We start from the raw sequence: 12,706 nt of genomic DNA, 5'->3' as shown, positions 1-12,706 counted from the left end.
CCACTGGCTTGCTGCTTGATCGGCGTCAATCGAGTGGCTGTTCGCGCGCTCATTCGTATAATGGCCACGCTCTAGCCTTACCACTCCCGCCTGCCTGGTTTTGTGAATTTATGTATCTGTTAGCCGCAACCGATGATCTGCTGCGTTGTTCTGCCCCTTGTCTGTTGGCATATCGCCGTCTGGTTACGGAGACGCGCCGATGAACCTGCCGGAAATTCACGAGTTTCTCGGCTGCCGTACGCCGGATGCCTGGATCACTGCCGCCTTGGCTGACCAGCAGACCCTGCTGATTGACCACAAGAACTGCGAATTCAAGGCCGCCAGCACGGCCTTGAGCCTGATGGCCAAGTACAGCACCTATGTCGACCTGCTCAACGCCATGTCGCGCCTGGCCCGTGAGGAGCTGGTGCACCATGAGCAGGTGCTGCGCATCATGAAACGCCGCAAGATCGGCCTGCGCCCGGTATCGGCGGCGCGCTACGCCTCAGGCTTGCGTAAGGTGGTGCGTACCCATGAGCCGCACAAACTGGTGGATACCCTGGTGGTCGGCGCCTTTATCGAAGCGCGCAGCTGTGAACGCTTCGAGGCCTTGGTGCCGCATCTGGATGAAGAACTGGGCAAGTTTTACTTCGGCTTGCTGAAGAGCGAGGCGCGGCACTTTCAGAACTACCTGAAGCTTGCCTATCAGTACGGCGATGAACGCGACGTCAATCAGGCCATCGAGCGGGTGAGGGTGGCGGAGCAGGAACTGATCGAGTCGCCAGATACCGAGATGCGCTTTCACAGCGGTGTGCCACCGCTTTGAACCTCTGGTGGCTTAAAGGGTAAAGGGCGCCTGATTAAAGCCCTGTTTGTCGACCTGCAGTGCCCAACCCTGCTTGTCCCAGTCGCCAAGCACAATGCGCTGCGCCGCCTGGCCGTTGATTTGTAGTTGATGGTTGGCGGGGCGATGGGTGTGGCCGTGAATCAGCGTGCGTACGTCGTGCTTAGCCATGATGCGCGGCACTTCATCCGGGGTGACGTCGACAATCTCGCTGGCTTTCATCCGTGTTTGCGTGCGGCTTTCATTACGCAGCTTGCGCGCCAGTTTTTGTCGGGTGCTCAGCGGCAGGTTGCGTAGGATAAACAGCGAAATCGGGTTGCGTAGCCAGCGGCGCAGCTTCATATAGCCGATGTCCTGGGTGCACAGACTGTCGCCGTGCATCAGCAGCACGCGTTCGCCATTCAGTTCGATCACGCAGGGATCGGGCAGCAAGGTGCAGCTGGCTTCACGGCAGAAGGCCTTGCCGAGGAGAAAGTCGCGATTGCCATGCATCAGGTAGATGCGTGTGCCGCGCTCACTGAGTTGGCGCAGGGCCTGGGCAATCGAGCGTTGAAAGGGGCTGATGGCGTCGTCGCCGATCCACACTTCGAAGAAGTCACCCAGGATATACAGCGCCTGGGCCTGAGCCGCGCGGGTTTCGAGAAAATGCAGAAACGCCCGGCTGATGTCCGGGCGCTCCTGTTCAAGATGCAGATCGGAGATCAGTAGGATCACTCAACGATCTCGGCGCGCTCAATGATCACGTCATCAACCGGTACATCCTGGTGGCCGGATTTGCTGGTGGTGGCAACGGCCTTAATGGCGTTGACCACGTCCATGCCTTCAACCACTTCACCAAACACCGCATAGCCCCAGCCTTGTACGGTCGGCGCGCTGTGGTTGAGGAAGCTGTTGTCGCCAACGTTGATAAAGAACTGCGCGGAGGCCGAATGCGGCTCCATGGTACGGGCCATGGCCACGGTACCGATCTTGTTGGCGACGCCGTTGTTGGCTTCGTTCTTGATCGGTGCGCGGGTGGTTTTCTGCTTCATGCCCGGCTCGAAACCGCCGCCCTGGATCATGAAGTTGCTGATCACGCGGTGGAAAACGGTGTTGTCGTAATGACCTTCTTGAACGTACTGCTTGAAGTTGGCCACGGTTTCCGGGGCTTTGTCTTCGAACAGGTTGAGGGTGATAACGCCGTGGTTGGTGTGCAGCTTGATCATGTAGGTAATCGCTCTGTCGATAAATCCGTGAGCCGCTGAATTTCCAGCAAAGGGCGTTGCAGCGGTTCTTGGGCCTGTCAGGGGGTTGACAGCTTCGGCTATGATAAGCGCTTTGTTTTAGTCGGCCTACCCTACGCCGCGCACCTGCATGATCAAGGACCCCATGAGCAAGCCAGAAACTGTCGCCGCCGCTAACTTTCTTCGTCCCATCGTCCAGGCCGATCTGGATGCCGGCAAGCACGCGAAAATCATCACCCGTTTTCCGCCGGAGCCCAATGGCTACCTGCATATTGGTCACGCCAAGTCGATCTGCCTGAACTTCGGCCTGGCCAAGGAGTTTGGTGGCGAGTGCAACCTGCGCTTTGACGACACCAACCCGGCCAAGGAAGACCAGGAATACATCGACGCGATCAAGAGCGACGTGCAGTGGCTGGGTTTTCAGTGGGCTGGCGAGGAGCGTTATGCCTCCAATTATTTCGACCAGCTGCATGCCTGGGCCATTGAGCTGATCAAGGCGGGCAAGGCCTTTGTCTGCGACCTGAACGCCGAAGAAATGCGCGCCTACCGCGGCAACCTCACCGAGCCGGGCAAGAACAGCCCGTTTCGTGAGCGCAGCGTTGAAGAGAACCTTGATCTGTTCGCCCGGATGAAAGCCGGCGAATTCGCCGATGGCGCTCGTTCGCTGCGCGCGAAGATCGATATGACCTCGCCGAACATCAACCTGCGTGATCCGATCCTCTACCGCATCCGCCACGCTCATCACCATCAGACGGGCGATAAGTGGTGCATCTACCCGAGCTATGACTTTACCCATGGTCAGTCGGACGCCATCGAAGGCATCACTCACTCGATCTGCACCCTGGAGTTCGAAGACCACCGTCCGCTATACGAGTGGTTCCTCGCGCAACTGCCGGTACCAGCGCAGCCGCGTCAGTACGAATTCGCTCGGCTGAATCTCAACTACACCATCACCAGCAAGCGCAAGCTCAAGCAGTTGGTCGACGAAAACCACGTTAATGGTTGGGACGACCCGCGCATGTCGACCCTGTCCGGCTTCCGCCGCCGTGGCTACACGCCTGCGTCGATCCGTACCTTCTGCGACATGATCGGCGTCAACCGCGCCGGCGGTGTGGTTGATGTGGGCATGCTCGAGTTCGCCATCCGTGATGACCTGGATGCCAACGCGGGCCGCGCCATGTGCGTGCTCAAGCCGTTGAAAGTGGTGATCACCAATTATCCGGAAGGTCAGGTCGAGAATCTGGAACTGCCGCGTCATCCGAAGCAGGACATGGGCGTGCGTGTGCTGCCGTTCAGCCGCGAGATCTATATCGACGCTGGCGACTTCGAAGAAACCCCGCCGGACGGCTTCAAGCGCCTGGTTCCTGGTGGCGAAGCGCGTCTGCGCGGCAGCTACGTGATCCGCGCCGACGAAGCGATCAAGGATGCCGCTGGCAATATCGTCGAACTGCGTTGCAGCTACGACGAAAATACCCTGGGCAAGAACCCTGAAGGCCGCAAGGTCAAAGGCGTGATTCACTGGGTGCCGGCGGCTGAAAGCGTCGAGTGCGAAGTGCGTCTGTACGACCGTCTGTTCCGCTCCGCCAACCCGGAGAAGGACGAAGAGGGCGGCAGCTTCCTCGACAATATCAACCCGGATTCGTTGGTAGTGCTCAAGGGCTGTCGCGCCGAGCCATCGCTGGCCGATGCCGCACCGGAAGAACGCTTCCAGTTCGAGCGCGAAGGCTACTTCTGCGCCGATATCAAGGACAGCAAGCCGGGTGCGCCGGTGTTTAACCGTACCGTAACGCTGCGCGATTCCTGGGCCTAAGAGCCTGTCTCGGATCTGCTGCGTGTCGGCGATACTGCGTTAAAAATGGCCTCGGAATGCTCATTTACAGCTAGTAAACTCCGCTTCCTCGGCCATTTTTGCCTTGTCTCGCTCTAGCTCGCGAGATCCGAAACAGGCTCTATCGCTCAGTCGCTCTGATTAAAACCGGGCTGGTACGCCGGCCCGTGGTTTTCAAGGAACTGCAATGCTCTCGATCTACAACACGCTGACCAAAAGCAAAGACGTCTTCAAACCGCTGGTGGGTAACCAGGTGCGCATGTATGTGTGCGGCATGACGGTTTACGACTTCTGTCATATCGGTCATGCGCGGGTGATGGTGGCGTTCGATGTGGTGACTCGCTGGCTGCGCCATCGCGGCTATGACGTGACCTATGTGCGCAATATCACCGACATCGACGACAAGATCATCAAGCGCGCCAATGACAACGGAGAGCCGTTCGAAGCGCTGGTCGAGCGCATGATTGCGGCCATGCACGAAGACGAGGCGCGCCTGAATGTGCTGCGTCCCGATCAGGAGCCACGTGCCACCGGTCATATCGCCGGCATGCACCAGATGATCCGGACCCTGATCGACAAGGGCTTTGCCTACGCGCCTGGCAATGGCGACGTGTATTACCGCGTTGGCAAGTTCGTCGGTTACGGCAAACTGTCGCGTAAGAAGATCGAAGATCTGAAGATCGGCGCACGTATCGAAGTCGATGAGGCCAAGCAGGACCCGCTGGACTTCGTGCTGTGGAAAGGAGTCAAGCCGGGTGAGCCGAGCTGGGAATCGCCGTGGGGCGAGGGCCGTCCGGGCTGGCATATCGAATGCTCGGTAATGTCGACCTGCTGCCTGGGCGAGACCTTCGACATTCATGGCGGCGGGCCGGATCTGGTGTTCCCGCACCATGAAAACGAGATCGCGCAGAGCGAGGCGGCCACCGGCAAGCTCTACGCCAATGCCTGGATGCACGCCGGCGCGGTGCGTGTGGATGGCGAGAAGATGTCCAAGTCCCTGGGCAACTTCTTCACCATTCGTGAGGTGCTGGAAAAGTATCACCCGGAAGTGGTGCGCTACCTGCTGGTGTCTAGCCACTACCGCAGCCCGATCAACTACTCCGAAGACAGCCTGCGTGAAGCCAAGGGCGCGCTTGAGCGCTTCTATAACGCGCTCAAAGGCCTGCCGGCGGCTGCGCCTGTTGGCGGCGAAGCCTTTGTCGAGCGCTTTGCTGCGGCCATGGACGATGATTTCAACTCGCCAGAAGCCTGCGCCGTGCTGTTCGAACTTGCCCGTGAGATCAATCGCCTGCGTGACAGTGATCTGCAGGCTGCTGCCGGTCTGGCGGCGCGTCTGAAGGAACTGGCCGGGGTGCTGGGTGTATTGCAGCTTGAGCCTGAGGCGTTCCTGCAGGCAGGCGCTGCCGGCAAGGTTGATGCTGCCGAAGTTGAAGCCTTGATTGCCGCGCGACTGCAGGCTCGCGCTGAGAAGAACTGGGGCGAGTCCGACCGTATCCGCGACCAGATCACCGCCATGGGCGTGGTGCTGGAAGACGGCAAGGGTGGCACTACCTGGCGTTTGGCTGAGTAAGGCAGGCGTTGGATTAAACAGGCCGCTTTCGAGCGGCTTGTTTATTTGCGGCTATAGAGACAGAGGAAGACTCAATGCACGTCAGTCGTCTATCGCGAACCTTGCTTGCGTTTCTGCTCTGGGCGGCGGCCTTGTATGTGCTGCTCTGCGTTGCTTTGCTGGTGTTCCAGCGCTCGCTTATCTACTTCCCGCAGCCCCGCGCTATCGATAATCCCAACACGCTGCTCAAGCTGCCCATAGAGGATGCCAAAGTGCTGGTTTCCACCCGGCCACTTGAGGGGCGCAATGCCCTGATCTATTTCGGCGGCAACGGCGAGGACGTTTCCCTCAATCTGCCCGAGTTTTCCCAGGTCTTCAGCGACCATGCGCTCTACCTGCTGCATTATCGAGGCTACGGCGGAAGCAGCGGCTCGCCCGCAGAAGAGGCTATTCAAGCCGATGCGCTCGCCTTGTTTGACCAGGTTTATGCCCAGCACCCCTGCACTGTGGTGGTGGGGCGCAGTTTGGGTTCTGGCGTGGCGGTGCGCCTTGCCAGTCAGCGGCCGGCAGCCCGTTTGGTTCTGATTACGCCTTACAACAGCATCCAGGAACTGGCGCAGAGCCGGTTCCCGTATATCCCTGTGCAGTGGCTGCTTAAGGACAAATTCGAGTCCTGGAAGTATGCCCAGCAGATTCGTGTGCCAACGCTGTTGATCGCGGCGGAGCAGGATCAGGTCATCCCGCGCGCCAGCACCGATGCGCTGTTCAGCCATTTCACCCCGGGTGTGGCTGCACTCAAGGTTATTCCGGCAGCGGGGCATAACTCGTTATCGCAACGCCCGGAATACTTGGCGCTACTTAAAGGCGGTTTATGTAAGGGCTAACGGGTGCTCGCCTGCCTTGGCCTTGCTTGACTTACGCGCCTGAGATTGTGAACAGACTCATAGCGGTCACTTGTAACCGTTGGCCGCAGGGCTTAGTCCCACAACCAGTTCCACAGTCCCGGCAGGCGGGCGTATTGCAGTGGGTCGCCGAGGGCGCGCCTTAGTGCGGCACGTTGCAGGGCGTCGCGCTGGTCATAGAACGGCTGTTTATCGGTGGCCAGGCCAACATCTTCGGCCACATCCAGAAGAATTTGCAGGTATTCCTGCATATGCCGCGCGGTGTAGGGGTTGAGGTCGTGGAAGGTCACTACTACCGGGATAACCCCATCGACAGTCGGCAAGGCGCCGACGCTGATCTGCTGCGCCGCGCGGGCGAGCTGGTCACGCAGGTTGCTGCGCCGACGCAGGCTGCCATTGATGCCCCAGGTCTTGCCATCGTTGGCGCTCAGGTCGGTCAAAAGCAAACGCAAACCATGCGCCTGATAGGCGGCGAAGGTGCGTTCGTCGTAGTTCCAGAAGGGTGGCCGCACCAGGCGCGGCGCTGCGCCGCTAATGGCGGTCAGGTCGGCTACGCCATCTTTCAGCGACTGATCCAGAGCAGCCGGGCTGAGAAAGCGGTGATTGGCATGGCCTGGGGTGGCGGTGTGAAAGCCCAGCAGATGGCCCTCGCGTTGTTGGCGCTGCAGCAGCGCCTGGCCCTGAACGCTGCCGCCGGCTGCTGCGGCGCGAGTCTGCACAAAGAACAGCGCCTTGATCCCTGGCTGAATCGGGTTGTCTGCCAGGGTGTCGAGGATCTGCTCGGTTGGATTGTCGCGGGTGCTGGCGCTGGGGCCGTCGTCGAAACTCAGCAGAAAGCGTATCGGCTCAATCTCGGGGTTGGATTGTGGCGGTGCAAGGCTGCTGCAGGCACTCAACAGCACTATGGCCAGCACGGCGCAACTCCATCGCAGTGGCTGCGAGATTTGCGAAAAAGCGGTTGTTGGAGTTGCGGGGTAACGCATTAGGCTTTGGCTCGCGAAGGGACAGAGGGGGTGGCAGGGTGGAACGCGCAGGAGGCAGAGGGCGGGGCGCGGAGTCTATGCGGCTATGGCCGCAGTGGGAACCGATGATTAGCTATTAAGGGTTTTGACCCTATTGGGGCCGTATAGGTCCATCGCTAGGGAAAACGGTAACGATCACAGGCGCTGCGGCGTGTTTTAGCGCGCTGTCAGGCCCGTTTCCCGTAGCCGCTTGTACAGCGTGTTGCGGCTGACCCCGAGGCTGCGCGCCAGGTGCGAGATATTGCCGCCGCAGGCCTGGTACTGGCTGGCCAGATCATCCGCGCTGGTGCTGGGCAGAGGTTGTGGAGATGGCTGGGTGGAGGGCGTTTGCGCAGCTGCTGGCTGCAAATCCGCAAAGAAGTCATCCGGCAAGTGTTCGGCGCGGATCTGCTGGTCATCGGCCATGGCCAGGGCAATCTGCAGGACGCTGCTCAGTTGGCGCAGGTTGCCGGGCCAGGGATGGCGTTCGAACAGGCTCAGCACCTCATGGCTTAGCCCGGCCCATTGTTGCGGTTCGCGGTGGTAGTCCCAGATGCGCTGAACCATGGCGGCCTTGTCGGTGCGTTCGCGCAGCGGCGGCAGCTCCAGGTTAAGGCCGCTGATGCGGTAGTAAAGGTCCTGGCGAAACAGCCCGCCTTCCACATCCTGGCGCAGCGGGCGGTTGGTAGCGGAAATCAGACGGATATCCACCGGGTACAGCTCGCTACTCCCCAGCGGTTGTACACAGCGTTCCTGCAGTACCCGCAGCAGACGGGCCTGCACCCGCAGTGGCATATCGCCGACTTCGTCGAGAAATAGCGTGCCTTTATGGGCTTTGCGAATCAGGCCGATACTGCCTTTCTGGTTGGCCCCGGTAAACGCGCCTTTTTCATAGCCGAACAGCTCGGACTCCACCAGTTCGGCCGGAATGGCTGCGCAATTGACTGCGATAAAGGCCTGGCTGGCGCGCGAACTGGCGTGGTGCAGGGCTTTGACGAAAACCTCCTTGCCGACTCCAGTTTCGCCATGCACCAGGATCGGAATGTCTTTTTCCAGCAGTCGCTCCGCCTGGCGTACCGCTTTGTCGACACGCGGGTCGCCGAGGTTGAGCGAGGCCAGGGTGAAGTGGTTGCTAGTGGTGCTGGTAGGAGGCTGTTGGGCTGGGCGAAAGTCGCGGGCCTGGATTGGCGAAGGTTGCTGCGGGCGTTTGATTTGCGCGTGAAAGCGAAAGCGCCCGCTGGCGCGCAGGTTGAATGGCAGCGCTTCAGGCTGGTTGAGCAGTTGCTGCAGCGGCACGTCGAACAGGCTTTCGATATTTACCTGGGCCAGGCCCACACCTAACAGGCTGTCTGCACGGCGATTGGCGGATACCACCTGACCTTGCTCATCGAAAATCAACAGTCCGGCCCAGGGGCTGCTGAGGTTATCCAGGCTGGTGTTGAAGCTCAGCTGGAAGTAGCGCTGCTGGAACAGGTTGAGAATCAGGCGGTTTTCCACCGACTGACTCATCATCTTGACCATGCCCAGGGTGTGCGAGGGCGGCAGGTAGCTGTCGCTCGACACATCCAGCACCGCAATCATCTGCCGCTGCTCGTCAAAAATCGGCGAGGCCGAACCGGTCATAAAGCGGTTGGCTTTGAGGAAATGCTCATCGTGCTGAATATGTACCGCCTGGCCGCAGCTCAGGGCGGTGCCGATGGCATTGGTGCCGGTGTAACGCTCCAGCCAGGTGGCTCCGGCGACAAAGCCTGCGGCGCGGCTCGGTTCGATAAAACGTTGGTCGCCCCAGGACTGCAGCACCTGGCCCTGATGGTCGGCCAGCATGATCAGGCAATTGGAGTTGGCCAGGATGGTGCCGTAGTAAGGCAGCACTTCCTTGTGGGTGGTGTGCACCAGGGCATGCTGGCTTTCCAGCAGCGCGCTGATTTCGCCGCGTTCGGGCTGGTTGAAGATCGGTGTGCTCTGGTGGGTCAGGCCGTAGTCACGGCAGCGTGTCCAGGAGTCCTGGATGATGGTCTCGTGGGGCAGGGCAGTGACAGCGTCAGCCATGACAGGTATCTCGCGCGGGTTCTTGTTGTTATGGGCCTCGGTCTGCGCCGGGCCCCTGCAGTGTCGCCGAAGGCTGTTCAATGTCAACGCTGTGACTGTTCAGTTGTTCACTGTGCACTGTTCAAAATTGTTCAGTAGCGTTTTGGTGGGCTGCCTAAATTCACGTACAGCTGTTTTAAATCAATAGCTTGGAGGCGCTGCAGCGGGTTGGCACGGAACTCGCCTTGTTACTGGGCAGATAACAAGAAAAAGGACGGCCCATGTCACTTACCCTGGAGCATGTCACGCGGATCGTTGATCACCAGCTGCATATCGACGATGCCTGCCTGAGCTTCGAACCTGGCTCCTTCAATGTGCTGCTGGGGCGCACGCTGTCTGGCAAGACCAGCCTGATGCGCCTGATGGCGGGGCTGGATAAGCCCACTAGCGGACGCATCCTGATGAATGGCGCGGACATGACCAATGTCTCGGTGCGCCAGCGCAACGTGTCGATGGTCTACCAGCAGTTCATCAATTACCCGACCCTGACGGTGTTCGAGAACATCGCCTCGCCGCTGCGTCAGGCCGGGGTGAGCAAGGCCGAGATTCTGGAAAAGGTCCATGCCACGGCGAAGATGCTGCGTATCGAGGCCTTGCTCCAGCGTCATCCGCTGGAGCTGTCCGGCGGACAGCAGCAGCGCACGGCGATGGCGCGGGCGCTGGTCAAGGATGCTTCGCTGATTCTGTTTGATGAGCCGCTGGTCAACCTCGACTACAAGCTGCGAGAAGAGCTGCGCCAGGAGATGCGCGAGCTGTTCCAGGCTCGTCACACCATCGCCATTTATGCCACCACTGAGCCCAACGAGGCCCTGGCCCTGGGTGGCACCACCACCATCCTGCATGAAGGGCGGGTGGTGCAGAGCGGCAAGACCGCCGAGGTTTATCACCGTCCGCAGCAGGTGCTTGCCGCCGAGCTGTTCTCGGAGCCTGCGATCAACCTGATGCCGGGGCGCGTCAGCGGCACTGAAGTAAGTTTTGCCGATACCGTGCATTTTCCGCTCAACCCGGACCTGCAAGGCATCGCCGAGGGCGAATACCGCTTTGGCGTGCGCCCCAGCCATATCGGTCTGGTGCCGTCCAATGATGATGATCTGGAGCTGGCGGTAACGGTCGAACTGGCCGAGATCAGCGGTTCGGAAACCTTTCTGCATGTGCGCAACGAGCAGTTCGTGCTGGTGCTGCATCTGCCTGGGGTGCATGAGTACGACGTGGACACGCCGATCCTCATCTATATCCCCACACACAAGCTGTTTGTCTTCGCCGCTGATGGGCAGTTGATTCAGGCGCCCAGCCGCCGTCTGGGGAGGGTTGCCTGATGGCCGAGATCCGTTTGCACAACCTGGCCCACAGTTACAGTCGCGCGCCGACAGGCGCGGCCGATTACGCCATACGCGAGATGAACCATGTGTGGGAGCAGGGCGGCGCCTATGCGCTGCTGGGGCCGTCCGGCTGCGGCAAGTCGACCCTGCTGAATATCATTTCCGGGCTGCTTAGCCCGTCCCATGGCGAGGTGCAGTTTGATGGCAAGGTGGTCAACGCGCTGCCGCCGGAGCTGCGCAATATCGCTCAGGTTTTCCAGTTTCCGGTGGTCTACGACACCATGACGGTGTTCGATAACCTGGCCTTTCCGTTGCGCAATCAGGGCATGAACGAGGCGAAGATCCTCACCAAGGTCAACGAAATTGCCGAGGTGCTGGAGCTGCACCCGTTGCTGCACAAGCGCGCCCGTAACCTCACCGCCGACGAGAAGCAGAAGGTCTCCATGGGTCGCGGCCTGGTGCGTGACGATGTATCGGCGATCCTCTTCGATGAACCACTGACGGTGATCGACCCGCACCTGAAATGGAAGCTGCGGCGCAAGCTCAAGCAGATCCACGAGCAGTTCAATATCACCATGGTCTATGTCACGCACGACCAGCTCGAAGCCTCGACCTTCGCCGACAAGATTGCGGTGATGTATGGCGGGCAGATCGTCCAGTTCGGCACCCCGCGCGAGTTGTTCGAGCGGCCCAGCCATACCTTTGTCGGCTACTTCATTGGCAGCCCGGGGATGAACCTGGTCGATGTGGTGCCCTGTGCCGGCGGCGTGCGTTTCAATAACACCGTGCTGCCGTTGTCTGCCGCGCTCAATCGGCGGGTTACCGAGCTGCCTGGAGCTAGCCTGAAAATCGGTATTCGCCCGGAGTTCATACACGTCTGGGATGGCCCCAACGAGGACGCGCTGTGTGGCGAGGTGGTGCATGTCGAAGACCTCGGCACCTACAAGATTCTCACCCTCAAGCTCGATGGCCAATCGCTCAAGGTGCGCCTGCAGGAGGACCAGCCCGTGCCGCAGCAGCAGGTGTACCTGAGCTTTCCGGCGCAGTGGCTGATGCTCTACGCCGATGACTTTCTGGTTGAGGCGCAAGCGCAGGAGGTGCAGCCATGAAGGTGCAGAACAACAAGGCCTGGTGGCTGGTACTGCCGGTATTTCTGCTGGTGGCGTTCAGCGCCATCGTGCCGATGATGACGGTGGTCAACTATTCGGTGCAGGACATCTTCGACCATTCCACGCGCTATTTCGTCGGCGTCGACTGGTACAAGCAGGTGCTGCAGGACACCCGTCTGCATGATTCGCTGCTGCGTCAGTTCATCTTCTCCGCCTGCGTGCTGCTGATCGAAATCCCCTTGGGTATCGCCATCGCTTTGTGCATGCCGACCAAGGGGCGCATGGCCTCGCTGGTGCTGATCGTGCTGGCGATTCCGCTGCTGATTCCGTGGAACGTGGTTGGCACCATCTGGCAGATATTCGGCCGCGCCGACATCGGCTTGCTGGGCTGGAGCCTGAACAGCCTGGGCATCAGCTACAACTATGCCTCGAATACCAGCGACGCCTGGGTCACGGTGCTGATCATGGACGTCTGGCACTGGACCTCGCTGGTGGCGCTGCTGTGTTATTCGGGGCTGCGTGCCATTCCGGATGTGTACTACCAGGCCGCGCGCATCGACCGCGCATCCGACTGGGCGGTGTTCCGCCATATCCAGCTGCCCAAGTTGAAGAGCGTGCTGCTGATCGCGGTGATGCTGCGTTTTATGGACAGTTTCATGATCTACACCGAACCCTTCGTGCTCACCGGCGGCGGGCCGGGTAACTCCACTACCTTCCTTAGCCAGACCCTGACGCAGATGGCCATCGGCCAGTTCGACCTGGGCCCGGCGGCGGCGTTTTCGCTGGTGTACTTCCTGATCATCCTGTTGGTGTCCTGGCTGTTCTACACCGCCATGACCCACAACGATAAGACTCGCTGAGGCC

General features: G+C 60.1%; 11 protein-coding genes. 7 read left to right on the top strand and 4 right to left on the bottom strand.

Annotated features, from left to right (window positions below; translation table 11 throughout):
- The first annotated feature begins 199 nt into the window (after nt 1-199).
- Nucleotides 200-805, top strand: a complete 606-nt coding sequence (locus ACQ4LH_RS04085) for a tRNA-(ms[2]io[6]A)-hydroxylase (RefSeq protein WP_430696043.1) — start codon at nt 200-202, stop codon at nt 803-805.
- A 12-nt stretch (nt 806-817) separates the two neighbouring features.
- On the opposite strand, the gene lpxH is transcribed toward ACQ4LH_RS04085, so the two are convergent.
- Together lpxH and ACQ4LH_RS04075 are read right to left on the bottom strand one after the other, a co-directional pair.
- Complete coding sequence (gene lpxH, locus ACQ4LH_RS04080; protein WP_430696042.1) at nt 818-1,537, bottom strand: UDP-2,3-diacylglucosamine diphosphatase; 720 nt, start codon at nt 1,535-1,537, stop codon at nt 818-820.
- Complete coding sequence (locus ACQ4LH_RS04075) at nt 1,534-2,028, bottom strand: peptidylprolyl isomerase (RefSeq protein ID WP_304867762.1); 495 nt, start codon at nt 2,026-2,028, stop codon at nt 1,534-1,536. The genes lpxH and ACQ4LH_RS04075 overlap by 4 nt, the downstream gene beginning before the upstream one ends.
- 163 nt (nt 2,029-2,191) lie before the next feature.
- Between ACQ4LH_RS04075 and ACQ4LH_RS04070 the strand changes: the two genes are divergently transcribed.
- The 3 genes from ACQ4LH_RS04070 to ACQ4LH_RS04060 all read left to right on the top strand — a co-directional run bounded on the left by ACQ4LH_RS04070 (nt 2,192) and on the right by ACQ4LH_RS04060 (nt 6,307).
- Nucleotides 2,192-3,856 (top strand): glutamine--tRNA ligase/YqeY domain fusion protein, encoded by a 1,665-nt coding sequence (locus tag ACQ4LH_RS04070; protein WP_430696041.1) that lies wholly within the window; start codon nt 2,192-2,194, stop codon nt 3,854-3,856.
- Nucleotides 3,857-4,061: 205 nt separating this feature from the next.
- Complete coding sequence (cysS, locus tag ACQ4LH_RS04065) at nt 4,062-5,444, top strand: cysteine--tRNA ligase (protein ID WP_430696040.1); 1,383 nt, start codon at nt 4,062-4,064, stop codon at nt 5,442-5,444.
- Between the two features lie 74 nt (nt 5,445-5,518).
- The gene (locus ACQ4LH_RS04060) at nt 5,519-6,307 is read left to right on the top strand and encodes an alpha/beta hydrolase (RefSeq protein ID WP_430696039.1); all 789 of its coding nucleotides are present in this window, start codon (nt 5,519-5,521) and stop codon (nt 6,305-6,307) included.
- A gap of 92 nt (nt 6,308-6,399) precedes the next feature.
- Here ACQ4LH_RS04060 and ACQ4LH_RS04055 read toward each other — a convergent pair whose 3' ends face one another.
- Entirely contained in the window at nt 6,400-7,308 is a 909-nt protein-coding gene (locus tag ACQ4LH_RS04055) for a polysaccharide deacetylase family protein (protein WP_430696038.1), read from the bottom strand.
- A gap of 195 nt (nt 7,309-7,503) precedes the next feature.
- Nucleotides 7,504-9,375, bottom strand: a complete 1,872-nt coding sequence (locus ACQ4LH_RS04050) for a sigma-54-dependent Fis family transcriptional regulator (RefSeq protein ID WP_430696037.1) — start codon at nt 9,373-9,375, stop codon at nt 7,504-7,506.
- A gap of 260 nt (nt 9,376-9,635) precedes the next feature.
- Here ACQ4LH_RS04050 and ACQ4LH_RS04045 point away from each other — a divergent pair, with 260 nt between their 5' ends.
- The 3 genes from ACQ4LH_RS04045 to ACQ4LH_RS04035 are packed head-to-tail and all read left to right on the top strand — an operon-like array spanning nt 9,636 to nt 12,702.
- The gene (locus ACQ4LH_RS04045; RefSeq protein WP_430696036.1) at nt 9,636-10,730 is read left to right on the top strand and encodes an ABC transporter ATP-binding protein; all 1,095 of its coding nucleotides are present in this window, start codon (nt 9,636-9,638) and stop codon (nt 10,728-10,730) included.
- On the top strand, nt 10,730-11,842 hold the full coding sequence (locus ACQ4LH_RS04040; RefSeq protein ID WP_430696035.1) for an ABC transporter ATP-binding protein: 1,113 nt from the start codon (nt 10,730-10,732) through the stop codon (nt 11,840-11,842). The genes ACQ4LH_RS04045 and ACQ4LH_RS04040 overlap by 1 nt, the downstream gene beginning before the upstream one ends.
- On the top strand, nt 11,839-12,702 hold the full coding sequence (locus ACQ4LH_RS04035) for a carbohydrate ABC transporter permease (RefSeq protein ID WP_430696034.1): 864 nt from the start codon (nt 11,839-11,841) through the stop codon (nt 12,700-12,702). The genes ACQ4LH_RS04040 and ACQ4LH_RS04035 overlap by 4 nt, the downstream gene beginning before the upstream one ends.
- The last annotated feature ends 4 nt before the right edge of the window (nt 12,703-12,706 follow it).

The organism is Pseudomonas peli, from assembly GCF_050563605.1.
In the GTDB taxonomy this organism is placed as follows: domain Bacteria; phylum Pseudomonadota; class Gammaproteobacteria; order Pseudomonadales; family Pseudomonadaceae; genus Aquipseudomonas; species Aquipseudomonas peli_A.
Note: the sequence above shows the minus strand (reverse complement) of the source record. Positions and strands in the feature narration are given on the sequence as shown.